This window comes from Micromonospora sp. NPDC005707 (assembly GCF_040631005.1).
Taxonomy (GTDB): Bacteria; Actinomycetota; Actinomycetes; order Mycobacteriales; family Micromonosporaceae; genus Micromonospora.
Genome location: NZ_JBEXYR010000006.1, coordinates 230,360 through 253,348, shown reverse-complemented (window position 1 = coordinate 253,348; position 22,989 = coordinate 230,360). Strand labels below are relative to the sequence as shown.

The 22,989-nt window shown below is 74.1% G+C and carries 18 protein-coding genes and 2 tRNA genes; 10 read left to right on the top strand and 10 right to left on the bottom strand.

Annotated features, from left to right (window positions below; all coding sequences use genetic code 11):
* Nucleotides 1–25 precede the first annotated feature (25 nt).
* The 4 genes from ABZ452_RS14095 to ABZ452_RS14080 form a co-directional block, all read right to left on the bottom strand.
* Complete coding sequence (locus ABZ452_RS14095) at nucleotides 26–829, bottom strand: endonuclease/exonuclease/phosphatase family protein (RefSeq protein ID WP_357942437.1); 804 nt, start codon at nucleotides 827–829, stop codon at nucleotides 26–28.
* 10 nt (nucleotides 830–839) lie between these two features.
* Entirely contained in the window at nucleotides 840–2,330 is a 1,491-nt protein-coding gene (locus tag ABZ452_RS14090; RefSeq protein ID WP_357942435.1) for a phosphatase PAP2 family protein, read from the bottom strand.
* A gap of 78 nt (nucleotides 2,331–2,408) precedes the next feature.
* Nucleotides 2,409–3,410: a YihY/virulence factor BrkB family protein gene (locus tag ABZ452_RS14085; protein ID WP_357942433.1), complete on the bottom strand. Its 1,002-nt coding sequence runs from the start codon at nucleotides 3,408–3,410 to the stop codon at nucleotides 2,409–2,411.
* A complete protein-coding gene (locus ABZ452_RS14080; RefSeq protein WP_357942431.1) occupies nucleotides 3,403–4,410 on the bottom strand; it encodes a diacylglycerol kinase family protein in 1,008 nt (335 codons plus the stop codon). The genes ABZ452_RS14085 and ABZ452_RS14080 overlap by 8 nt, the downstream gene beginning before the upstream one ends.
* A gap of 170 nt (nucleotides 4,411–4,580) precedes the next feature.
* On the opposite strand from ABZ452_RS14080, the gene ABZ452_RS14075 reads away from it, so the two are divergent.
* The 5 genes from ABZ452_RS14075 (at nucleotide 4,581) to ABZ452_RS14055 (ending at nucleotide 10,688) form a co-directional block, all read left to right on the top strand.
* Nucleotides 4,581–5,381, top strand: coding sequence for a PP2C family serine/threonine-protein phosphatase (locus ABZ452_RS14075; protein ID WP_357942429.1), 801 nt, complete (start codon nucleotides 4,581–4,583; stop codon nucleotides 5,379–5,381).
* A 95-nt stretch (nucleotides 5,382–5,476) separates the two neighbouring features.
* A complete protein-coding gene (locus tag ABZ452_RS14070; RefSeq protein ID WP_357942427.1) occupies nucleotides 5,477–6,310 on the top strand; it encodes a universal stress protein in 834 nt (277 codons plus the stop codon).
* Nucleotides 6,311–6,438: 128 nt separating this feature from the next.
* Complete coding sequence (locus ABZ452_RS14065) at nucleotides 6,439–8,841, top strand: phosphoketolase family protein (RefSeq protein WP_357942425.1); 2,403 nt, start codon at nucleotides 6,439–6,441, stop codon at nucleotides 8,839–8,841.
* Nucleotides 8,842–8,949: 108 nt separating this feature from the next.
* On the top strand, nucleotides 8,950–9,816 hold the full coding sequence (locus tag ABZ452_RS14060; protein WP_357942423.1) for a universal stress protein: 867 nt from the start codon (nucleotides 8,950–8,952) through the stop codon (nucleotides 9,814–9,816).
* 209 nt (nucleotides 9,817–10,025) lie between these two features.
* On the top strand, nucleotides 10,026–10,688 hold the full coding sequence (locus ABZ452_RS14055; RefSeq protein ID WP_357942421.1) for a DUF402 domain-containing protein: 663 nt from the start codon (nucleotides 10,026–10,028) through the stop codon (nucleotides 10,686–10,688).
* On the opposite strand, the gene ABZ452_RS14050 is transcribed toward ABZ452_RS14055, so the two are convergent.
* A complete protein-coding gene (locus ABZ452_RS14050; RefSeq protein WP_357942419.1) occupies nucleotides 10,643–12,988 on the bottom strand; it encodes a heavy metal translocating P-type ATPase in 2,346 nt (781 codons plus the stop codon). The two genes, ABZ452_RS14055 and ABZ452_RS14050, sit on opposite strands and share 46 nt — an antisense overlap.
* Before the next feature lie 111 nt (nucleotides 12,989–13,099).
* On the opposite strand from ABZ452_RS14050, the gene ABZ452_RS14045 reads away from it, so the two are divergent.
* Nucleotides 13,100–14,182 carry a nitroreductase gene (locus ABZ452_RS14045; RefSeq protein WP_357942417.1) on the top strand — a complete coding sequence of 361 codons (1,083 nt, stop codon included), beginning with the start codon at nucleotides 13,100–13,102 and terminating at the stop codon, nucleotides 14,180–14,182.
* Between the two features lie 92 nt (nucleotides 14,183–14,274).
* On the top strand, nucleotides 14,275–15,948 hold the full coding sequence (locus ABZ452_RS14040) for a GAF domain-containing sensor histidine kinase (RefSeq protein WP_357942821.1): 1,674 nt from the start codon (nucleotides 14,275–14,277) through the stop codon (nucleotides 15,946–15,948).
* A gap of 19 nt (nucleotides 15,949–15,967) precedes the next feature.
* Here ABZ452_RS14040 and ABZ452_RS14035 read toward each other — a convergent pair whose 3' ends face one another.
* Entirely contained in the window at nucleotides 15,968–16,606 is a 639-nt protein-coding gene (locus ABZ452_RS14035; protein WP_357942415.1) for a response regulator transcription factor, read from the bottom strand.
* A 183-nt stretch (nucleotides 16,607–16,789) separates the two neighbouring features.
* Between ABZ452_RS14035 and ABZ452_RS14030 the strand changes: the two genes are divergently transcribed.
* Nucleotides 16,790–17,761: a nitroreductase gene (locus ABZ452_RS14030; protein ID WP_357942413.1), complete on the top strand. Its 972-nt coding sequence runs from the start codon at nucleotides 16,790–16,792 to the stop codon at nucleotides 17,759–17,761.
* A 68-nt stretch (nucleotides 17,762–17,829) separates the two neighbouring features.
* On the opposite strand, the gene ABZ452_RS14025 is transcribed toward ABZ452_RS14030, so the two are convergent.
* Nucleotides 17,830–18,831: an NAD-dependent epimerase/dehydratase family protein gene (locus ABZ452_RS14025; RefSeq protein WP_357942411.1), complete on the bottom strand. Its 1,002-nt coding sequence runs from the start codon at nucleotides 18,829–18,831 to the stop codon at nucleotides 17,830–17,832.
* A 929-nt stretch (nucleotides 18,832–19,760) separates the two neighbouring features.
* Between ABZ452_RS14025 and ABZ452_RS14020 the strand changes: the two genes are divergently transcribed.
* Nucleotides 19,761–20,309 (top strand): hypothetical protein, encoded by a 549-nt coding sequence (locus ABZ452_RS14020; RefSeq protein WP_357942409.1) that lies wholly within the window; start codon nucleotides 19,761–19,763, stop codon nucleotides 20,307–20,309.
* A 60-nt stretch (nucleotides 20,310–20,369) separates the two neighbouring features.
* On the opposite strand, the gene ABZ452_RS14015 is transcribed toward ABZ452_RS14020, so the two are convergent.
* The 3 genes from ABZ452_RS14015 to ABZ452_RS14005 all read right to left on the bottom strand — a co-directional run bounded on the left by ABZ452_RS14015 (nucleotide 20,370) and on the right by ABZ452_RS14005 (nucleotide 22,510).
* Nucleotides 20,370–22,016 (bottom strand): PKD domain-containing protein, encoded by a 1,647-nt coding sequence (locus tag ABZ452_RS14015; RefSeq protein ID WP_357942407.1) that lies wholly within the window; start codon nucleotides 22,014–22,016, stop codon nucleotides 20,370–20,372.
* A 294-nt stretch (nucleotides 22,017–22,310) separates the two neighbouring features.
* Nucleotides 22,311–22,385 (bottom strand) — tRNA-Val (locus tag ABZ452_RS14010).
* Nucleotides 22,386–22,437: 52 nt separating this feature from the next.
* Nucleotides 22,438–22,510 (bottom strand) — tRNA-Gly (locus tag ABZ452_RS14005).
* Nucleotides 22,511–22,692: 182 nt separating this feature from the next.
* Between ABZ452_RS14005 and ABZ452_RS14000 the strand changes: the two genes are divergently transcribed.
* Nucleotides 22,693–22,935: a DUF6458 family protein gene (locus ABZ452_RS14000; protein ID WP_357942405.1), complete on the top strand. Its 243-nt coding sequence runs from the start codon at nucleotides 22,693–22,695 to the stop codon at nucleotides 22,933–22,935.
* The last annotated feature ends 54 nt before the right edge of the window (nucleotides 22,936–22,989 follow it).

Here is a 22,989-nt window from a genome sequence, read left to right as displayed (position 1 = left end):
CTCCGGAGCCCGGACGGCAGTCCCGTCAGCCGGGCGCCAGCGCCAGGTCGGCGACCACCGGATAGTGGTCGGAGGCGCTGTCCGCGTCGCCGCCGCGGACCACCCGGACCGCGCGCGCCGTCGCGGCCAGCGCCGGCGTGGCGAGCAGGTAGTCCAGCCGCATCCCGGCGAACTCCGCCCCGCCGTGCCGGGTCGGCACGGTCAGCCCGGCCGGCTCGCCACCGCCGGTGTGCGGCCACAGGTCGACCAGTCCCGCGTCGAGCAGCCGGGCCACCGCGCGGGTGTCGACGGTACGGCCGTCGCGGCGCAGGTGACGCCGCCGGTAGAGGGGGGCGAGCCCGGCCAGCCGGGCGGTGTGGTCGACGGCCGGCTCCAGGGTGTTCAGGTCACCGGCGAGCAGGGCCAGGGCGCCCCCGGTCCGCCGCACCGCCGCCGCCAGCCAGTCGGCCTCCATCCGTCGCCGCCCGCCGGAGAAGGGATTCAGGTGGGTGCTGAACACGGTCAGCGGGCCGGACCCGGTGGCCACCTCGACCCGGGCGGCGGCGTGGTGGAACGGGCGGCGTACCCGGCCCGCGCGGAGCACCCGCAGCGGCGGGCGAACCAGCACCGCCACCGCCTGTCCGAAGCAGGACCGGGCCAGGTGGGGCACCAGGCCCGTCCGCTGCGCCAGCTCGGCGAGCCCGCCGTCGGAGTCCAGACCGCGCAGTTCCTGCAGGGCCAGCAGGTCGGGACGCTGGTCCGCGACCACGGCGACGATCCGGTCCCGGCGGTCGGTGCCGTCGCGGTCCCGCCCGCCGGTCCGGATGTTCCAGGTCATCGCCCGCAGCATCGGCGCCCGATCACTCCTCGCGGCCGGCCCGGGCCAACTCGTCGTCCAGCTCGTGCACCTGCTCCGACTCGATGGCCGGCCGGTTGCCCTCGCGCACATCCGCGTTGGGGCGCACCACCCACCAGAGCAGCGAGAGCCAGAGCGCGCCGAGCAGGATCGCGCCCATGAAGTCGGTCGGGTGGTGCATGCCCCGGTACATCCGGGAGGTGGCCACCCCGACCGGCATGATCACGGCCATCGCCACGAACAGCCAGCGCCACCAGCGGTCGGTGCGCGGCAGCACGATGATCGCCATGGCGGCCCACAGGCAGATGGTCGCCGCGATGTGCCCGGACGGGAAGGACGAGGTGGGCATCTGCCCGTCCAGGTTCTCCACCGGCGGGCGCGGCCGCTCCACCACCCGGGCCGTGGCCAGGAAGAGGCTCAGCTCACCGAACATCGCCAGCACCACGAACAGCACCGGTCGCCACCGCTTCCAGATCGCCAGCACGATCGGGCAGAACACCAGCGAGACCAGCAGGATGGCGTGCGTGTCGCCGAACTTGCTCCACCACCAGCTCAGGTCGGTGAGCGCGTCGGTGCGCCGGTCGGCGAACCAGTGCGGCACCTCGGTGTCCAGGGTGTCGAAGACGGTGCCCTTGGCGTGGTAGCTGACGTACATGCCGAAGGCGTAGAGGGCGCCGAAGACGAGCACCCAGCCGACCAGCAGCTCGGCCACCGACGAGCGGGGATGCTCCAGCAGGTGCTCCTCGGCCGGGGCGGGCGTGATCTCCTCCCCCGCCTCGGGCTCCAGGCCCTCCGTCAGCGGCGGCACCGGCCGGCCGCGCTCGCGCCGCCACAGCCGGAAGGCGTACGCGGTGACGCCCAGCCAGGCCGCGCCGAGCAGCCAGCCGCCCAGGACGTCCGAGACGAAGTGCACGCCCAGCGCGATCCGGGTCAGCCCGATGAGGACGACCAGCAGGCCGGCGACGGCGATGGCCGGCTTGCGCCAGCGCGGGGCCACGGCCGGCAGGAACACCAGCAGCAACGCCCCGTACGCGACGAACGAGCCGAGCGCGTGCCCGCTCGGGAAGCTGTTGCCGGGGGCATGGGCCACCGGCACGTCCACCACCGGGCGCAGCCGGCCGACCAGCGCCTTGAGCGACGGGTCGAGGATCAGCCCGCCCACCCCGGTGATGATCAGGTAGACGGCCAGCCGGGACTGGCGGCGGATCAGCAGGCCGACCACCGCGATGGTGACCAGCCAGACGAGCACCGGCCGCCCGCCCAGGTCGGTGACCGCCTGGAGAACGGTGACCAGCGGGTGGTGCGGCGCCACGAGCCCGTTGAACCACTCGGCCGCCTCGTGGTCGGCGTGGTAGAGCGGGCCCCAGTGGAACCGCACGAGCATGAGCAGCACGCCGAACCCGACGCCCGCGCCGGCCACGACGAGCAGCCCCGCCAGGCTCCGCTCGGCGAAATGGCCGAGCGGGCGGCGAGTCGCCTCCTTGACCGCGGTCACCCCGCACCTCCCTCGTCTGCTGCGAGGCGCGCAGTACCCGATTCGCGCTCCGCGTACACGCCGGACGGCGGCACGACGTCAGAGCGCGGTCATCTCGCCGGTGTCGAGGACCTCCTCGCGCTCGGCCTCCGGCTCCCAGAGGTCGGGCTGGGCGGGCTCCTCCACCCCGATCCGCATCGCCTCCAACTGGGCGGCGAAGGCCAGCCCGCCGAAGAGCGCCATCCCGGTCAGGTTGGCCCAGAGCAGCAGGGCCATCATGCCGGTCAGCGCGCCGTACGTCTGCCCGAATCCGCCGCTGTACTTCACGTAGGCGGCGAGCAGCAGGCTGGCCAGCCACCAGAGCGCGGTGGCGATGCCGGCGCCGAAGAAGAGCCAGGACAGGCCGGGCTGGTTGCGCCGGGGGGCGTGCCGGAACAGCACCGCCACGGCGAGCACGGTCAGGCCGAGGCTGAGCGGCCAGCGGACCACGTCCCACGCCGCGTGGGCGAAGTCGCCCCACTCGTAGTGCCGGCGTACCGAATCGCCCATCGCCCGGCCGCCGACGAGGATGAGGAACCCGGCCAGCGCGGGCACGCCGGCGACCAGCGCGAGGACCGCGGCGCGCAGGTACTTGAACAGGGCCGGGCGGTCCCGCTCGACGCCGTAGATCCGGTTGGCGCCCCGCTCGATCTGCGCCATGGTGGTGGCGAGGGCGATCAGACCGGTCAGCAGGCCGAGGGTGAGCGCCAGCTCGCCGGCCCGTTCGGTGCGGTCGGTGTCGGCCAGCAACTGCTGGACCACGGACTCGCTCTGCCCGGGGGTGATCGCCAGCACCGTGTCGGCGACCACCTTGCCGCCCTCGTCGGCGCCGAGGTCGGAGATGAGGCCGGTGAGCGCGATGAGGAACGGCACCACGGCCAGGCAGAGCTGCAACGCGAAGGCCCGGGAGTGGCTGAAGCCGTCGCCGTAGCGGAACCGGATGAAGGCGTCCCGGAGCAGGCACCAGCCGCCGTGGCGGCGCAGCGTGCGCCAGGCGTCGTCGGCGGACAGCTCCTCCCTCGCCATCAGCCGGGTCTCGGGGACCAGCTTGGTGCTACTCACGGCGGGCCTCCTCGACCAGCCGTTCGCCGCGCTCGGCGGCGGCGTCGGCGTCGACCGACAGGTCGGGGTGGCGCGCCGGCCGCGGCACGCAGAGCCAGAGCGACCCGGGCCGGATCTCGATCTTCAGTGACCGGCCCGGCTCGATGAGGTCGCCGTCGAGCTGCCGGGGCTGGGCGCGGTTGCTGGCGATCTCGACCGTGCGGGCCCGGAACACCTCCATGCGGGGCACGCTGCCGCGCCGCCGCAGCACCGCCCAGCCGAGGGCGAGCCAGTGGCCGAGCGTCCGCGGGGTCAGCACGGCCACGTCGAGCCAGCCGTCGTCCGGCTCGGCGTCGGTGAGCAGGCGTACCCCGCCCTGGAGCCGGCCGACGTTGCCGACCAGGACCGAACGGGCCCGGCGGCGCAGCGGCGGCCCGCCGTCGATCCGGATGGACACCCGCATGGGGCGGTCCCGCAGGTGCTTGGCCGCCCCCACCACGTAGGCCGGCCAGCCGATCCGCTTCTTGGTCGTCTCGGAGGTGGAGTCGAGCATCTGCGCGTCGAAGCCCATCCCGGCCATCACGGCGAAGCACCGGTCACCGACCGCGCCCACGTCGAGCCGGCGCACGCCCCGCTCGACGGCGACCTCCAGCCCGGCGGCGAGGTCGCCGGAGAGGCCGAGGTTGGCGGCGAGCAGGTTGCCGGTGCCCTGGGGCAGCACGGCCAGCGCCACGTCGGTGCCGGCCAGCGCCGTCACGCACGCCATCACGGTGCCGTCACCGCCGCAGGCGAAGACCACCTCGGCGCCGGCCTCGACGGCCGCCTCGGCCTGGCCCCGACCCGGGTCCTCCACCGTGGTCTCGTACCACGTTGGCGCGGGCCAGCCGGCGGCCGTGAGGGCGCCATCCACCGTGCGGCGGAACCCGTCGAGATCGGTCACCTTTGTCGGGTTGACCACCACGGCCGAGCGCGGTGCGGGATTGTCCGCGGTCAACGGGCTCTTCTCGTCTCCACCGTCCACGGCGCAAGTGTGCAGCACCCGGGGCGGCTGAGCGACCCGACGCGGGCGGACGTTGCGAGAACCGCAATCAGGTTTGAATCCGGCCGGCCTCCGCGGCGGCCCCGGTCGACAGGCCGACACGTCGCCGCGACCTGCCGATCCGCGACCCGGACCGGTGCTACGGTCCGCTGGTGTTCCGCCGCCGCCCGCTGGACCAGCCGGTCCAGGCCACCCGCCGGCTGACCGTCGGCCGGCTCACCCTGGAGATCGCCGGGGGCAGCGTGGTCGGGCACCGCTACGCGGAGAACTTCGACGTCCTGCACGTCGACCCCGAGCTGCCGCTGGCCGCGGTCGCCGACGGGATGGGCGACGGCGAGGGCAGCCGGGCCGCGGGCGCCACCGCGATGACCACCTTCGTGGCGCAGGTCCGCGCCGGCTGGCCGGCCCTCGACGCCGCCCGGCTGCGCGCCGCGACGGCCGAGACCCAACTCCGGGTACGCCGGGTCGGCGCGGGGCTGGCCGGGCTGACCGGCTGCACGCTCACCGCCCTGGTCGCCGAGCCCGACGGCGGGCAGGGCTGGCTGGTCCAGCTCGGCGACTCGCGGGCCTACCGGCTGCGCGACGGGCTGCTGGAACTGGTGACCGTCGACCACACCATGGCCTGGCTCGGCCTGCTGCACGGGTGGTGGCCACCCGACTCGCCGGAGGCGGCCCGGGCCCGCTACCAGCTGCTGCGCTACGTCGGGCACCCGGACAAGCCCGAGCCGGACCTGCTCGCCGTGCCGCTGCGCAGCGGGGACACCTGGCTGCTCTGCACCGACGGGGTGAGCGACCAGCTCGGCTACCACCGGCTGCGCGACCTGCTGGCCGCGCGCCGCGACCCGGCCCGGACCGCGCAGGCCCTGCTCGCCGCCAGCCTGACCGAGGGCGGCGAGGACAACGCGACCGCCGTGGTCGTCCGCGTCCACCCCGCCCTGCCCAACCCCCGCTGATCCCTCCCGCCCGCGCCAGTTCCGCCGACCCGGTCCGGGCGGGCACCCGCACGACTACCGTGGGTGAGGAGATCGCGGTCGGGAGGTGAGCCGGGATGCCCGCACCCACCCACGGCGCGGTGGTGGTCGGCGTGGGCAGCTCGGCGGAGGACCTCCAGCTGGTCCGGACCGCCGCCGGGGAGGCCGCCGCGCACGACCGGCCGCTGCACCTGCTGCACGCCTTCAACTGGGCGGCGGCCCTGGAGTCGTTCTCCGTGAGCGGCCCGCGCGACGCCGCCGAGGAGCTGCTGGAGCAGGCCGGACGGGTGGCCACCGAGGTCGCGCCGGGGATGCCGGTCACCGACGAGATCGTCGAGGGCGACCCGGTCGAGGCGCTGATCCGGGCCTCCGACTCGGCGTTCCTGCTGGCGGTCGGCGACAGCGGCATGTCCGGCCGCCCGGGCTGCGCACCGGCCGACGCGCCGTCCGTGCAGGTCGCCGCCCGGGCCGGCTGCCCGGTGCTGGTCGCCCGGATCGGGCCGCCCCCGCAGGGGCCCCTGCTTGTCGGCTTCGACGGTTCGGCGAGTTCCCGCGCCACCCTGGCGTACGCCTTCGACTGCGCCGAAGGCCGCGCCACGCGGTTGCTCGCCATCCGGGTGACGGAGCCCAACCACCACACCGACGGCGACGAAGGACTGCTCGACGAGGCCGTGGCCCGGTGCGGCGCCCGGTATCCCCGGGTGGCCGTCGAGTGCCACACGATCAGCGGCGACCCCGGCGCCGTCCTGGTGGAACAGTCCCGCTCGGCACAGGTGGCGCTCGTCGGGGCGCGCGGGGACGAGCCGCTGCGGGGCATGCTGGGCGCGGTCAGCCAGACGTTGCTCTACCACTCGCCGGCCCCGGTGATCGTCGTGCGTGGACTCGACCCGGACGACGAGGACGGGTCATGACGCCCGCCCGGCCCGGGACCAACGGCCCTGATCGGACCGCCGGTCCGAGGACGAGGCTGGACCCGCCGGGGGCGGCGGATCCGCTCCCGGGTGGCAGAAGACCCCGAGCCGCGAGAGGCTAACGCAGCATGGACACCGCTCTGGACCTGCACAGCCCACTGACCGAGGACGAGCTGCGCCGGCTCGACGCCTACTGGCGGGCGGCGAACTACCTCACGGTCGGGCAGATCTATCTGCTCGACAACCCGCTGCTGCGTGAGCCGCTGAAGCCCGAGCACATCAAGCCGCGCCTGCTGGGGCACTGGGGCACCAGCCCCGGCCTCAACCTCCTCTACGCGCACCTCAACCGGGTCATCGTCGACCGGGACCTGTCCGCCATCTACATCACCGGCCCGGGCCACGGCGGCCCCGCTCTGGTGGCCAACACCTGGCTGGAGGGCACCTACAGCGAGCTCTACCACCACATCGCCCGCGACGAGACCGGCATGCAGCGGCTGTTCCGCCAGTTCTCCTTCCCCGGCGGCATCCCCAGCCACGTGGCACCGGAGGTGCCGGGTTCGATCCACGAGGGCGGCGAGCTGGGGTACGCGCTGAGCCACGCGTACGGTGCCGCGTTCGACAACCCGGACCTGCTGGTCGCCTGCGTGATCGGCGACGGTGAGGCGGAGACCGGGCCGCTGGCCGGAAGCTGGCTGTCCAACGTCTTCCTGAATCCGGCGCGGGACGGGGCCGTGCTGCCGATCCTGCACCTCAACGGTTACAAGATCGCCAACCCGACGGTGCTCGACCGGATCCCCGCCGAGGACCTGCTCGACCAGATGCGCGGCTTCGGCTACCAGCCGTACGTCGTCGAGGGCGACGACCCCGCCCGGGTGCATCAGACCCTCGCCGCCACGCTGGACCGGGCGGTCGACGAGATCGCCGAGATCCAGCGCCGGGACCGCTCCGGCGGCGAGATCGAACGCCCCCGCTGGCCGATGATCATCCTCCGTACGCCGAAGGGCTGGACCGGACCGGCGGACGTCGACGGCAAGCAGGTCGAGGGCACGTTCCGCGCCCACCAGGTGCCGATCGACGGAGTTCGCGACAATCCGGCGCACCTGGCCGAGCTGGAGCGGTGGCTGCGCAGCTACCGGCCGGAGGAGCTGTTCGACGCCACCGGCGCGCCGGTCGCCGAGCTGGTCGACCTGCCGCCGCGGGGCGACCGGCGGATGAGCGCCAACCCGGTGGCCAACGGCGGGCTCCTGCTGCGCGACCTGGAGCTGCCGGACTTCCGCGACTACGCGGTCGACGTCAAGGAGCCGGGCTCCCCGATGGCCGGCGCCACCGGCACGCTGGGCCCGTGGATCCGGGACGTGATCACCCGCAACCCGCAGACCTTCCGCCTGTTCGGCCCCGACGAGGTCGCCTCGAACCGGCTGGGCGCCGCCTTCGAGGTCACCGACCGCGCGTTCGTCAGCAGCCGGCTCCCCGGCGACGACCACCTCTCCCCCGACGGCCGGGTCATGGAGGTGCTCTCCGAGCACCTGTGCCAGGGCTGGCTGGAGGGCTACCTGCTGACCGGGCGGCACGGTATCTTCACCAGCTACGAGGCGTTCATCCACATCGTCGACTCGATGGTCAACCAGCACGCCAAGTGGCTCAAGGTGACCCGGCAGATCCCGTGGCGGGCCTCGGTCGCCTCGCTGAACTATCTGCTCTCCAGCCACGTCTGGCGGCAGGACCACAACGGCTTCTCGCACCAGGACCCGGGCTTCATCGACCACGTGATGAACAAGAAGGCCGAAGTGGTGCGGGTCTACCTGCCGCCGGACGGCAACACCCTGCTCTCCACCATGGACCACTGCCTGCGCAGCCGGCAGTACATCAACGTGGTGGTGGCCGGGAAGCAGCCCGCGCCCAACTGGCTGACCATGGACGAGGCCATCCAGCACACCCGCCGCGGGCTGGGCATCTGGGACTGGGCCAGCACCGACGACGGCAGCGAGCCCGACGTGGTGCTCGCCTGCGCCGGAGACGTGCCCACCCTGGAGACGCTGGCCGCGGCCGGCCTGCTCCGGCAGCACCTGCCCGACCTGAAGGTCCGGGTGGTCAACGTGGTCGACCTGATGCGCCTGCAGCCGCCCTCGGAACACCCGCACGGCCTGCCGGACAGCGAGTTCGACACCATCTTCACCCGCGACAAGCCGGTCATCTTCGCGTACCACGGCTACCCGTGGCTGATCCACCGGCTCACCTACCGCCGGACCAACCATGACAACCTGCACGTCCGCGGCTACAAGGAGGAGGGCACCACCACCACGCCGTTCGACATGGTGATGCTCAACGACCTGGACCGCTTCCACCTGGTCATCGACGTCATCGACCGGCTGCCCGGGCTGCGCTCGCGCGCCGCCCACCTGCGGCAGGAGATGGTGGACCTCCGACAGGCCTGCCGCGACTACACCCGCGAGCACGGCGAGGACGACCCCCGGGTCGCCGAGTGGCGGTGGATCCGGGAGACCGACCCAGCCGTGCGGAGCGGACAGTGAGCGCGAGGAGTGAGCCTGCGAGCCCCACAGTCGCGAACGAAAGGCCGGCACAGTGAGCGCGAGGAGTGAGCTTGCGAGCCCCGCAGTCGCGAACGAAAGGCTGGCACGGTGAACGGTGAGGAGATCCTGGTCGGCTACGACGGCTCCGCCGACGCGTCGGTGGCCCTGAACTGGGCGCTGGACGAGGCGGGCCGCTCGGGTCGGCCGGTCCGGCTCGCGTACGTCTTCGAATGGCTGACGGTGGCCGGCTGGATCGGTCCCGGGGTGGCCCCCGGCGTGTGGCCCGACGAGACCGCCCGCCGGCAGGTCGAGGACCTGGTCCGCAAGGCGGCGGCGGACGCCGCCGCCGACCGGCCGGGGCTCACCGTGCACGGCGAGGTCTTCGACGGGCCGCCCGCGCTGGTCCTGCAGGAGCGGTCCACCGAGGCGGCGATGCTGGTGCTCGGCAGCCGGGGTCACGGCGGCTTCGCCGGCCTGCTCGCCGGCTCCACGGCCATCTCCGTGGCCGCCCACGCGCACTGCCCGGTGATCGTGGTCCGGGACGGCCGGCCCGTCACGTCCGGGCCCGTCGTGGTCGGCGCGGACGGCTCCCCGTCCTCGGTGGAGGCGCTCGGCTTCGCGGTCGAGCGGGCCGCGCAGCGCGACGTGCCGGTGCGGGCGCTGCGGGTCTGGGAGCCGCCCAGCGAGGGGCGGGTGCCGCCGGGGTTCGACGCGGAGGAGGCGAACGCCACCGAGCGGGCGGCCGCCGAGGCGGACCTGGCGCCCTGGCGGGAGTCCTTCCCGGACGTGCCGGTCGAGGTGGTGGCGAACCCGGGCAGGCCCGCCGCGCTGCTGATCGAGGAGAGCCGGACGGCCCAGCTCGTGGTGGTCGGCAGCCGGGGCCGGGGCGGGCTGCGCGGGATGCTGCTCGGCTCGGTCAGCCAGCAGCTCATCCACCACGCCCAGTGCCCGGTCGCCGTGGTCCGCGAACGCTGACCCCGCGCCGAGTGGGCGCGTGTCACCCGGCCGGCGGCACGTGCCGGGGGCGGCCGCAGCGCACGGCACCCGAGCAGCGCCATCTGAGGGACTCCGCTCCGTCGGTGGAACGCCATGGAGGTCAAACCGGTCGGGACACCTCCATAGCGTTCCACTCAGCGGGCTGTCGCCGGCACCCGCGACGCGCCGGATCGCTCTAGGCTGCGGCGGTGACGTTCACGCCGGGGCAGGTCATCACCCGTAGGTACGTGCGCGGGGACTGGTGCACGTGGGTGCAGCCGATGCGAGTGCTCGCCGACGACGACCAGGGCCTGCTGCTCTGGCACCCGGCGGGCAGCGACTTCGCCCGCATCGTCGACGCCGACGGCAACACCCAGCACGAGCTCACCATCGACCGGATGCGCGAGCCGCGACTCACGGTGCTGACCTGGACGGGCTACGACATCCTGGTGCTCATGCCGCCCGGCGCCGCGCACTCCGTGTGGTGGTTCTTCCGCGACGGCGACTTCGCCGGGTGGTACGTGAACCTGGAGACGCCGTACGTCCGGCGCGCCGAAGGGGTGGACACGAACGACCAACTCCTCGACATCGTCGTCACACCACAGCGCCGCTGGGAGTGGAAGGACAACGACGAGTTCGAGGCCCGGATCGGCCACCCGCTCTACCTCGACGCGCCGACCGCCACCGCCGTACGCGCGGAGGCCGACCGGGTGGTCACGCTGATCGAGGCTGCGGCGTTCCCGTTCGACGGCACCCACACGGACTTTCGCCCGGAGCGGGACTGGCCGGCGCTGCGGCTCCCGGCGGACGCGCTGGTGCCGGTGGGTCAGCGGGTGTCGGGGTGGTCCTCGGCGGGGCTGAGCGAGAAGTAGTCCTCCTCTTCCTGCGCCAGGTGCAGCCGGAGCACGGCGTCCAGTCCGTAGAGCGCGGCGAGCAGGTCGGGCACCTCGTCGGGGCGCAGCCGGCCGTCCGGCTGGGCCGCCAGGTGACCGCCGATCCGGTCCACCAGCCGGCTGATCTCCACGTGCGCCCGGCTCATCGTGGAGGTGGCCTCCTCGCTGCCCAGCGGGCCGGCCAGGGCCGGGTAGAGCTGCCGCTCCTCGGCCGACTCGTGCGGCAGCACCTCGTCGACGAGCCGGCGGTGCACCTCCCGCAGCGCCGGCACGCACTCCGCCGCGTCGGGGCGGGTGGCCACCAGGTCGGCGGTGTCCCGCAGCCGGGCCAGGACGTCGCGGACCCCGCCGTGCTCGCCGGCGTACCGGTCGAGGAGTTCGCGGGTGTGCGGGGGCACGTCCCGGTGGCGCAGGCCGCCACTGAGGGCGCGCAGCGCGTTGAGGATGACCAGGACGTCGATGCCCTCCTGGAGGAAGGCGCCGGCGACCGGGGGCAGCTTGCCGGCGGCGGCCACCACCATGGCCACCACGGCCAGTGCCATGCCGACGGTGGCGCTCTGCACCGCGATGCGGCGGGCGTACCGGGCAATCTCGACCGCGTCGGCGAGCCGGTCCAGCCGGTCCACGGTGAGCACCGCGTCGGCCACGTCGGCGGACGCGGTCGCCCCGGTGGCGCCCATGGCGACCCCGACGTGCGCGGCGGCCAGCGCCGGGGCGTCGTTCACCCCGTCGCCGACCATCACGGTCACCGCCCGGCCGGACTCCGCCTGCACCCGGGCGACCTTCTCCGCCGGCGAGCACTGCGCGATCACATCGTCCACGCCGACGGTCTGGGCGACCTGCTGCGCGGTGCGCGGCCGGTCGCCGGTCACCATGACGAGCCGGTCGAGCCCGGCCTCGCGCAGCCGCCGGACGGTACGCCGGGCGTCCGGCCGGACCGGGTCCTCCAGGAGGACCGCGCCGAGCGGGCCGTGCTCGTCGCTGACCCAGACGGTGGAGCGCCCGGCCAGCTCGGCCCGTTCGCGGATCCGGTGCGCCCACTCGGGCGGCTCGCCGGTGAGCTGGCCGACCCGGACCAGCCGGCCGTCCACGCGGCCGGTCACGCCGCGGCCCGGCTCCTCGGTGACCTCGGTCGGCTCGGCCAGCGGGAGCCCCTGGTCGCGGGCCTGCCGGACCAGGGCGGCGGCCAGCACGTGCGGGGAGAGCTGCTCGACGGAGGCGGCCAGGCGCAGCAGTCCGTCCCGGTCGCCGCCGGGGGCGACCACCGTCTCGGCCGCGCGGGGGCGGCCCGCCGTGAGCGTGCCGGTCTTGTCCAGCAGGAGGGTACGCGCGCGGCCGAGCAGTTCCAGCGACCCGCCGTCGCGGACCAGCACGCCCCGGCGGGCCACCCGGGACAGCCCGGACACGATGGCGATCGGGGTGGCCAGCAGCAGCGGGCAGGGGGTGGCCACCACGAGCACCGCGACCGCCCGCGTGAACTCGCCGGAGAGGAGCCAGGCCAGCCCGGCCAGCAGCAGGGTGAACGGCACGAACGCGGCCGCGTACCGGTCGGCGAGCCGGACCATCGGGGCCTTGCGCGCGGTCGCCTCCTCGGCCAGCCGGACGATCCCCGCGTAGGTGCTCTCGGCGGCGCTCTTCCCGGCCCGCAGCCCGAAGCCCGCGCCGGCGTTGACCACGCCGCTGGCGACCTGTTCACCGGCGGCGCGGGTGACCAGCTGCGACTCGCCGGTGACCACCGACTCGTCCAGCGTGGCGGGCTCCTCGACGGTGCCGTCGACCGGCACGACGTCACCGGGGCCGACCACCAGCCGGTCGCCCACCGCGACCCGGTCCAGCGGCACCACCTCGATCCGGCCGTCCGGGGTGCGCCGGCGGGCCTGCCGGGGTGCCCGTTCCAGCAGCGCCCGCAGGTCCCGGCTGGCCCGGCGCTGGGCGTACTCCTCGAGGGACCGGCCGGTGGCGACCATCACGGCGATCACCGCGCCGGCCAGGTACTCGCCCACCAGCAGCGCGCCGGCCAGGGCCAGCACCGCGATCACGTCCACCCCGAACTGCCGCCGCCAGAGTTGCCGCAGCGTGGTCCAGACGGCCGGCCCCAGCGCCAGCAGGGTCACCGCCGCCCAGACCAGGTTTGCCGCGCCGCGCCGCCCGGCGAACCACAGCCCGGCGCCGGCCAGCACGGCCAGGGTGAGCAGGATCAGCGGAGCCCACTCGCGCCGGTCCAGCCGGCGGCGCCGCACCGGCCGCTCCGGTACGCACTCGCGCGGTTCCGCCCCCACGTGCGGATCGTCTCAGCGCCGCGGCGGCGCGGGTAGGGCAAACGCGGGTAATCCGACGGGTCGAAGGGCCCGCGCCGCGGGACCGGGGGGACGCGTGCGGTCACCGCGGACATGGCCGAGGATGGAGCGGGCAACCCCACCCGGGCGCCCCGGGCGTGGGGCACGATGGGGAGAAACAGGAAGGTCGTGACGATGAGCCACGAGACGCCGGACCGCCCGCTGACCACCGCGCTCGCGGAGGCCGCCGGAATGGCCGGTCACGCTCCCTCGGTGCACAACACGCAGCCGTGGCAGTGGACGGTGTTGCCCGACACGCTGGAGCTGCGCGTGGTGCGGGAGCGGCACCTCAGCGTCCTCGACCCGGAGGGCCGGCTGCTGGTGGTGAGCTGCGGCGTCGCGCTGCACCACGCGCGGGTGGCGCTGGCCGCCGAGGGCTGGACGCCGGTGGTGGAGCGCATGCCCGACCCCGGCCAGCCCGATCTGGTCGCCCGGCTGACCGGGTTCAAGCCCACCGGCGCCGACCCGGACGCCATGCGCACCGTCCAGTGCATGCAGGTCCGCCACACCGACCGCCGGCCGGTCAGCGACGAGCCGATCCCGACCGCCGTGCTGGGCGAGATCGACCAGGCCGCCACCCGGGAGGGCGCCAACCTGCAGGTGCTGGACGACGACCAGAAGATCGAGCTGGCCGCCGCCGCCCAGCAGGCGGCCGCCGTCGAGAAGGGCAGCCCGGACCTGCAGGAGGAGCTGGCGTACTGGACCACCCGGGCCCGCGCCGGCACCGGGCTGCCGCCGGAGGTGCTGCCGGAGCAGGCCCCCCAGACCACCGTTCCGGCCCGCGACTTCGGCCCCGGCACCCTGCCCGTGGGTGAGGGGCACGACCGGGCCGCCGTCTACGGGATCCTCTGGGGCGTCGACGACGAGCCGGACAGCTGGGTACGCGCCGGCGAGGCGCTCTCCGCCGCCTGGCTCACCGCCACCCGGCACGGGGTGTCCCTGGTGCCGCTCTCCGGCGTGGTGGAGGTCGAGAGCACCCGGCAGACCCTCCGGCAGATGCTGTCCGGCCTGGGCTTCCCGTACATCTCGATGCGCCTCGGCCTGGCCGACCCGACGCACGCCGGCCCCCCGCACACCCCGCGGCTGGAGACCGCGCAGACCGTCGACACCTCCGCGGTACGCGACCAGCTCTCCTGACGGATCTCGTTCGCGCGGCCACCGGGCGATAGCATCGCCCGGTGGCCAGCGCACCGAATCCACGCAACGAGAACGTCACCCCCTCGCTGGGGCTGACCCCGCTGTCCCGGGTGCGGCTCGACGAGCTGCTCCAGGAGATGCTGGACCGGGTCGGCGAGGTGGTCACCAACCGGGAGCGGCTCCGCGCCCTGCTCGACGCGGTCGTCGGCATCGGCTCCGACCTCGACCTGCGCAGCACCCTCCAGCGGATCGTGGAGTCGGCCTGCGAGCTGGTCGGCGCCCGCTACGGCGCGCTCGGCGTGATCGGCGCCGACCGGCTGCTGCACGACTTCATCGTCCACGGGATCAGCGACGAGCTGCACGCCAAGATCGGTGAGCTGCCGCACGGGCGGGGCGTGCTCGGCCTGCTCATCGACGACCCCCGCCCGCTGCGCATGCCGGACATCACCCAGCACCCGCAGTCCTACGGCTTCCCGCCGAACCACCCGCCGATGCACAGCTTCCTCGGCGTCCCGGTGCGGATCCGCGACCACGTCTTCGGCAACCTCTACCTGTCCGAGAAGCAGGGCGCCGCCGAGTTCACCGAGGACGACGAGGAGATCGTGGTCGCGCTCGCCGCAGCGGCCGGCGTGGCGATCGAGAACGCCCGCCTCTACGCCCTGGCGCACCGGCGGGAACGCTGGCTGGCCGCGACCGCCGAGATCACCTCGGTGCTGCTCGGCGAGGTGCGCCGCACCGACGCGCTGACCCTCGTCGCCCGGCGCGCCCGCGAGGTCGCCGGGGCCGAGCTGGCCCTCGTGCTGCTCTACGACGAGGACGAGCGCCAGTTCACCGTCGAGGTGGTCGACGGCGCCGACGACGAGGCCGCGCGGAAGCTGGTCGGCGCCGTGCTTCCGGCCGACGAGACCACGTTCGTCGGCTCGGTCACCGAACGCCGCCACGAGCTGCTGGAGAACCTCGCCGAGGCGGCCCCCTGGTCGCACCCGGTCGTCGCCGGGCCGGCGGTGGTCTCGCCCCTCGCCGCGGCGGACACCCTGCACGGCGTGCTGGTCGTCGCGCACCGGCCCGACCGCAGCCCCGCCGCCGAGGACGACGTGGCCCTGCTCGGCAGCTTCGCCGGCCAGGCCGCGCTGGCCATGGAGCGGGCCCGGGGCCAGGAGGAACGGGAGCTGCTGGTGGTCCTGGAGGACCGCGAGCGGATCGCCCGCGACCTGCACGACGTGGTGATCCAGCGGCTGTTCGCCACCGGCCTGCAGTTGCAGAGCGGAGCCATGAACGCCCGCCCCGAGGCCGCCAAGCGGATCAACCAGGCGGTCGACGACCTGGACGCCACCATCCGCGACATCCGCCGCACCATCTTCGAGCTGCGCACCCCGATGAGCGCGGCGCTGCGCACCGAGATCCGCGAGGCGATCGAGGCGGCCGCCGAGTCGCTGGGCTACCGACCGGAGCTGGACCTGGTCGGCCCCATCGACAGCGCCGTGCCGGACCAGCTCCGCCCCGAACTCACCGCCGTGCTCCGCGAGGCGCTCTCCAACGCGGTACGCCACGCGCACGCCGACCGGGTGTCCGTGCGGGTGCGGGTCGACGCCGGCTGGGTGAGCGTCACGGTCACCGACGACGGGGTGGGCTGCGACCCGGAGGCGGCCCGCAGCGGCCTGGTGAACCTGCGCGAGCGGGCCGAGCGGCTGGGCGGGGACTTCCAGCTCAGCCGGGTGGCGCCGCACGGCACCGAGCTGCGCTGGAGCGTGCCGCTGCGCGACTGACCGGGCGGGACGCCCGGGCTCAGTGGCCCTTGCCGAGCAGCCGGGTGGCCAGCACGGCGGCCTGCGTACGCCGCTCCAGGCCGAGCTTGGCCAGCACGCTGGAGACGTAGTTCTTCACCGTCTTCTCGGCGAGGAACATCTTGCCGGCGATCTCCCGGTTGGTGAGCCCCTCGGCCACGTATTCCAGGATCCGCCGCTCCTGCTCGGTGAGGGACTTCAGCTCGCGCGGCTGCTCCACGCCGCTGCGGATCCGCTCCAGCACCCGGGTGGTGATCGCCGGGTCGAGCAGGGACTGCCCGGCCGCCACCCGCCGGACCGCGTCCACCAGGTCGGTGCCGCGGATCTGCTTGAGCACGTAGCCGGCGGCACCCGCCATGATCGCCGCGAAGAGCGCCTCGTCGTCCTCGTACGAGGTGAGGATCAGCCCCTTGATCGACGAGTCCACGGCGCGGATGTCCCGGCAGACGTCGATGCCGTTGCCGTCGGGCAGCCGGGCGTCCAGGATCGCCACGTCGGGGCGGAGCGCCGGGATGCGACGGGCCGCCTCCTGGGCGGAGCCGGACTCGCCGACCACCTCGATGTCGCCGCTGCTCTGGAGCAGGTCGGCCAGGCCACGACGGACGACCTCGTGGTCGTCGAGCAGGAACACCCGGATCATCCGTCCTTTCTACCCTCCACCCGGCGGTCCCGCACCGGGCCGAAGGTCCCGACCGTCACGCGTCGCGGCGGGCAGACGGACCCGCCCAGGTGGGGACCTCCGGCCCTGCTCGCGGCCCCGCCCGCTGACGGACCGTGGGGATGGAGCGGCCGGCAGGGCGGCCCGCACGGAGGGAGCAACGCCATGACCACGGGCTACACGGCCGAACAGCTGCGGACCGCAGCCGCGGAGGCGGTGCGCGCGCCGTCGCTGCACAACACCCAGCCGTGGCGGTTCCGCCTCGTCGACGGCGGAATCGAACTCGCCGTCGACCCGCTGCGCCGGCTGCCGGCCACCGACCCGAGCGGGTGGGGCGCCCGGATCGCCTGCGGGGCGGCCCTGTTCAACCTGCGGCTGGCGCTCGCCGTGGCGGGCACCCCGGCCACGGTCCGGCTCCGCCCGTACCCGGGTGACCCGGACGTGGTGGCGCGGCTCGTCCCCGACGTGCCGCGCCGCCCCACCCCGGCCGAGCAGAGCCTGCACGGCGCCATCTCCCGCCGGTTCAGCAACCGGGCGCCCTTCTGGCCCGACCCGGTCCCCGCGGACGCGCGCTGGCGCCTCGGCGAGGCCGCCCGCGCCGAGCAGTGCTGGCTGGAACTGGTCATCGGCACCACCGCGGTCAACGCCTTCGCCGAGATCGCCCGCAGCGCACACCGGGTGCTGGAGCGCGACCCCGCGTACGTCACCGAACGCACCCGGTGGATCCGCTCCGAGCCGTCCCCCGACGGGGTGCCGACCGGCGCCGGCGGGCCGCAGAGCGAACCGCAGGACCTGCTGCCGCAGCGCGGCTTCGGCGGCCGCGACCGCGCCCCCGGCCGCGACTTCGAACCGGAACCGCTGGTCGCCGTGCTCGGCTCGACCGGCAACACGGCCACCGACCAGATCGTCGCCGGGCAGGCCCTGCAACGGGTGCTGCTCACCGCCACCGACGCCGGGCTGGCCGTGTCGATGCTCTCCCAGCCGATCGAGGTGCCCGGGGCGCGGGAGGCCCTGCGGCTGTCCCTGGGCCGGTTCGGCACCCCACAGATGGTGATGCGGATCGGGTTCGGCCAGCCCGGCCGCACCACCCCGCGCCGCCCGGTCGACGAAGTGCTCGACCTGCCGGTCGTGCACTGACGGCCGACGTCGGGCCGGTGGTCACGCCGGTCGTCGGGCCGGTCGTCGCGCCGGTGGCCGGGCCGTGGTCAGGCTGGTAAGGCGGCCAGGAGGGCCGCCTCGCGCTCCGGGGCCAGGCCGACCGGCGCCCGTGCCGGGCGTCCCGCCCGCGCCGGCACCTGCCCGACCTCGCGTAGCCAGCGCCAGGTGTCCGCGATCGTCTCGGCCGCCGGCCGGCAGGCCAGGCCCGCCGCGTGCGCCCGCTCGACGTCCCGCTCCTGCAACCACCGGTACTCGTGCCCGAGCGGAACCCAAATCGGCAGGTCGTTCCAGGGCTCGACGCCCGCCGCCAGGAGCGCGTCCGGCTCCGTCCAGCGCAACGTCGCGTCCGCGCCGGTCACCGCCACGGCCGCGTCGAGCAGCTCGCCCATCGTCGTGTGCCCGGTCCGACTGACCACGTTGTACGCCCCGCCGACGCCCTCGCTCCCCCGGTCCAGCAACCAGATGGCCAGGTCCCGCGCGTCGACGTACTGCACGGGCAGGTCGCGTGGGCCGGGCGCCAACACCTCCCCACCCCGGGCGACGCGGTGCAGCCACCACGGCAGCCGCCCGATGTCCTCGCCCGGCCCGAGGATCAGCCCGGCCCGCACGAGCAGCGCCCGGTCACCGAACACCTCCACCGCGGCCCGCTCACCGCCCGCCTTGTTGTCCGGGTAGTCCCCGTCGCCCGCGTCGGCCCCGGCCGCGACGACCGGCGCGTCCTCGTCAGTGCCCAGCCCGACGGGCGGCGCGTAGACCGAGCCGCTGGAGACGTAGACGTAGTGCGGCACGGCGCCGGTCAGGGCGCGCGCCGCGTCCCGGACCGCCCGGGGCGCGCCGTCCCACGTGTCCACCACCACGTCCCACTCGCCGCCGGCGAGCGCCGCCAGCCCGTCCGGCGCGCTGCGGTCACCCCGCAACCGGTGTACGCCCTCGGGCGCGCTGCCATGCAACCCCCGGTTGAACACCGTCACCGACCAGCCGCGACGCACCGCCTCGGTGACGACGGCCCCGCCGACGAATCCCGTACCGCCCAGCATCAGCACTCTCATGCGTCCCACCCTGCCCGCCGCCGCCGCTCCCGTGAACGATGTTCACGGTGAGCGGATCTGCCAACGGCAGAAGCCCTCGCCTTGATCCACTCCACCTCGCCGAGGCAGCAGTGTCCCGCATGCGTGGTCACCACCATCCCGGGCACCTGGTGTCGTCACGTCCGATCGCCTCGCCGCGCTCGGGCAGCCTCCCGCGCAACCCGCGCGGATCTTGGCGACTTACCGTTCGCAGCGAACGGAAACTCGCCAAGATCGCAGCTGGTCACCGCGGAGATGTCCGATTCCTGCCGCGCCCTGGCGCGTCGGGTGGAGCGCTATGGGTGTGTACCGGGCCGGGATACCTCCATGACGTTCCACCGAGCGTCCCCGACGCGGGCGGCGACTTACCGTTCGCCGCGAACGGAAACACGCCAAGATCGCGACTGGCTGTCACGAAATGTCTGGTTCCTGCCCCACTTGGGTCGGCCGTCGACCGGATCTTCGGCCCGTTTGGCACCACCCGAGGCGGGCCTCGGCCGCTGAGTGGAACCTCATGCATGTCTCCGGTGCCGGGATACCTCCATGACGTTCCACCGACCGTCCGCGTCTGGGTGGGGTGTCCGTTTCGCGGGGTGACCGGCGGCATCCCGGCGGCGGAATGGCGGGCGGGTGGGGGTCGTTGTATCCGGGTGAACGACCGAGGACCACGCCCCGCCCGACGGGGTGACCGGCCCGCGTGACAGCCCGCCGAGGCGGGACTGCCCGGCCGGGAATGACGGTGGCCCGGCGGTCGTTGTACATGGTCCCGGCGCGACGAAGAGGCTTCGCCCCGTCCGCTGGATGATCCCCTAAGACTTTCCCCTTGAGCGCCTGACGGTGCTTGCGCACACCACCCCTTGCCGACCCCCGTCGGCCCGGGTGTGCGCCAACCCCCGAATGGAGCTACCCCCATGAACACGATCTTCCGTAAGAGCGTGCTGGGTATTGCTGGTCTGGCCTTCACCGGTGGGATCTTCGCCGGTCCGGTCGCCGCCCACGCCGACGCCGCCCCCGTGCAGGGCACCACGCCGGCAGCGGTGAGCGTGCAGGGCACCCAGTCCAAGATTGACCTCAACGGTGAGCAGACGGCCAACGCCAAGGCGATCATCGCCGCCACGAAGAAGGCCGGCCTGCCGGAGCGGGCCGCGGTCATCTCGATCGCCACGAGCCTGCAGGAGTCGAAGCTGGAGAACCTGGGCCACCTCGGTGACGCCAACGATCACGACTCGCTGGGCCTGTTCCAGCAGCGCCCGTCCAGTGGTTGGGGCACGCCGGAGCAGATCACCGACCCCGGGTACTCCACCCTGTCCTTCCTCAAGGGCCTCAAGCAGGTCGACGGCTGGGACAAGATGCCGCTGACCGACGCCGCGCAGACCGTGCAGGTCTCGGCCTACCCGGACGCGTACGCCCAGTGGGAGCAGCAGGCCACCGACATCGTCGCGCACAACTGGAACAGCTGACAGCCGAACGAACGCTGGCCGGCACCCCCGAGCGGGGTGCCGGCCAGCGGCGTATCCGGATCAGGCCGGAGGCAGGATGAAGGTCCAGGTCGTGGTGGTCGTGCTGGCCGCCGCGCCGACCGCGGCCAGGCCGCCGTAGGTGCCGGCCGGCACGCTGCTGCCGGAGTCGGCGAGGAGGGCGGTCACCCGTCCGCCGCCGGTCTGGGAGCTGTTGCTGCGCACCTGGACGCCGGCCGGCGGGGTGAGCGCCGTGGACGCCCCGTCACCGTGCAGCCAGTACGAGACGGCCCAGCTCTGGTCGGCGATCACCGGGGCGTACGGGGTGATCCGGGTGGCGGTGCTTGCCGGGTCGGTGGCCCGGGCGAAGACCGGCGCGCTGGGCGCCACGCCCCGGTACGCGGCCATCACCAGGTTGCCCTTGGCCTGGCTGTCGAGGGCGACGCGTACCGCCGTTCCGGCGTCACCGGCGCCCGCGACCTTCCACCAGGCGGTGGTGGTGGCGAAGCCGCCGTCGAGCCGGTCGAGGCGGGTCCAGCCGGTGACCCCGGTGGGCTCGCCGGCGCCGGTGTGGGTGTTCTGGCTCAGCAGGAGCAGCAGGGTGTCGCCCGGCTGCACGGTCGGCGGCACGGTCACCGTGTGGCTGGTCCAGTTGGCGTTCGCGGTGGCCTGGCCGACGAAGGAGATCCGCTCGGGCACCGGTGCGACGGTGACGTCGACGGTCGCCGTGCCGGTGGCGCCCCGGTCGTCGGTGACCGTGAGGGTGACCGGGTAGGTGCCGGCCGTCGCGTACGTGTGCGAGGTGGTCGGCACGGAGACGGTGTCGCTCGTGGACCCGTCGCCGAAGGCCCAGCGGTGGTTCTGGATCGCGCCGTCCGCGTCGGTGGAGCCGGCGCCGGAGAAGGTGCAGACCAGCCCGGAGCAGGACGGCACGAGCTGCGCCACCGGCGGCTGGTTGGCCGTACCGCCCGAGCCCTTCAGGATCTTCACGTAGTCGATGTCACCGGCGAAGTAGTCGCAGGTGACCTTCACACCGTCGCACTGGCTCTTGCCGCCGATGGAGAGCTGCCAGTTGTTCGCGATGGTGCCGGTCGGCCCGGTCAGCCGGCTCATCCGCACCCCGTCGACGTACATCTCGACGTAGGCGGAGGTGCGGTTGCAGGTGACGGTGTGCCACTGGCCGTCGTTGATGGGCACGTCGGTGTAGCCGGTGCGGGAGGCACCGTCGCCGCCGCGGAACAGGCACTTCGGCTTGCCGCCCGGCGCCTCGAACTTCCAGTAGCCGCCGGCGGTCGCGCCCTGTCCCTTCTGGAGGATGTTCCCGAAGGAGTACGTGGTCCGGTAGCGGATGGTGAACGAGAAGTCCCCGGCGTCCGGGTTGAAGTCGGTGCTGTGCGGCACCAGGTTCACGTGGCCCGGGACGTACTCCTGGTCGGTGGGCAGGTGGGTGGCGAACCGGTGCCCGGTCGCGCCGGCGTAGAGGGCGCTGGTGACGACCTCCGCGCCGATGGCGCCGTTGCGGCCGTTGCCGCTGCTGTCCTTGAGCACGGTCGACCCGGCCGGCTCGTCCATGCTCCAGAACGCGACGGTCCGGGTGGCGGTCGCCTGCGCGGGCGCGGCGCCCAGCGCCACCCCCGTGGCCACGAACAGGGCGGCCACGCCCAGCCGGGCGGCTGTGCGCCGCCACCGTCCCTGCCTGACTGACCGCATACGATCGCCTCCCAGCTCCACGGGCCATCACCCTGTCACGCTGCGGGCCAGCGGCTCCATAATCCGTTGGGCGGATCCGTACCAGGTCCTCCGTGCGACCGGGCGACCGATGTGGCCAGTGGCCGGCGACCCGGCGGTCCGCCCGCGCCGGGCGACCCGGCGGCCCGGCGCGGCGAGGCGGCGATCGGCCCGTCCGATCCGTCTGCCTCGCCCACCCGTCCGCGTCACATCCGGGTACGCAAGGGAAAAGGCCCGCCACCGCGTGGTGACGAGCCTTCGTGCCGTTCAGAGAGCTGGTGGGCGATACTGGGTTTGAACCAGTGACCTCTTCCGTGTCAAGGAAGCGCGCTCCCACTGCGCCAATCGCCCGGGCATCCGCCGGATCGGCGGCGGCGGTCGGCCCGCGAGGGGGCGGATCGCGAGCGGACGACGGGATTCGAACCCGCGACCCTCACCTTGGCAAGGTGATGCGCTACCAGCTGCGCTACGTCCGCGTTGTCGCCGGCTCGCGTCGGCGACGGCTGCAACTGTACCCGATGGCAAGATCGCCGCGTGGCAGGGCCCCGGCGCGCCCCGGCGACGGTCGGGTGACCGCCGTCACAGCCGGGTGATTGCGCTGCTCGTCGTGGGGGTACTGACTGCTGCGACAGCACAACAACCCCCGAAGGAGGCTGTCGTGGGTATCGGAACGAGCATCTTCCTGATCGCGGTCGGCGCGATCCTCACCTTCGCGTTGAACGCCAGCGTCGGCGGGGTCGACCTGGACGTCGTCGGCTGGATCCTGATGGCGGCCGGCGTCCTCGGTCTGATCATGACGACCCTGGTCTGGGGCCGCCGCCGTCGCGAGGTCGTCACCACCGCCGAGCCGGTCGAGTACCGCCGGGTCGAGGAGCGCCGGGACGTCGCCCCGCCGCTGTGACGTGAGCTCGCCGGGGCCGACGGAGCTGATCGGTCCCCGACCGGGTGTGACGGG

What these genes read in the sequence shown, in the direction of transcription:
- ABZ452_RS14095 (WP_357942437.1), bottom strand. Translation starts at nt 829, where the DNA reads ATGCTGCGGGCGATGACCTGGAACATCCGGACCGGCGGGCGGGACCGC.
- ABZ452_RS14070 (WP_357942427.1), top strand. Translation starts at nt 5,477, where the DNA reads ATGCCCGCACCCACCCACGGCGCGGTGGTGGTCGGCGTGGGCAGCTCG.
- ABZ452_RS14065 (WP_357942425.1), top strand. Translation starts at nt 6,439, where the DNA reads ATGGACACCGCTCTGGACCTGCACAGCCCACTGACCGAGGACGAGCTG.
- ABZ452_RS14045 (WP_357942417.1), top strand. Translation starts at nt 13,100, where the DNA reads ATGGCCGAGGATGGAGCGGGCAACCCCACCCGGGCGCCCCGGGCGTGG.
- ABZ452_RS14035 (WP_357942415.1), bottom strand. Translation starts at nt 16,606, where the DNA reads ATGATCCGGGTGTTCCTGCTCGACGACCACGAGGTCGTCCGTCGTGGC.
- ABZ452_RS14030 (WP_357942413.1), top strand. Translation starts at nt 16,790, where the DNA reads ATGACCACGGGCTACACGGCCGAACAGCTGCGGACCGCAGCCGCGGAG.
- ABZ452_RS14025 (WP_357942411.1), bottom strand. Translation starts at nt 18,831, where the DNA reads ATGAGAGTGCTGATGCTGGGCGGTACGGGATTCGTCGGCGGGGCCGTC.
- ABZ452_RS14020 (WP_357942409.1), top strand. Translation starts at nt 19,761, where the DNA reads ATGAACACGATCTTCCGTAAGAGCGTGCTGGGTATTGCTGGTCTGGCC.
- ABZ452_RS14015 (WP_357942407.1), bottom strand. Translation starts at nt 22,016, where the DNA reads ATGCGGTCAGTCAGGCAGGGACGGTGGCGGCGCACAGCCGCCCGGCTG.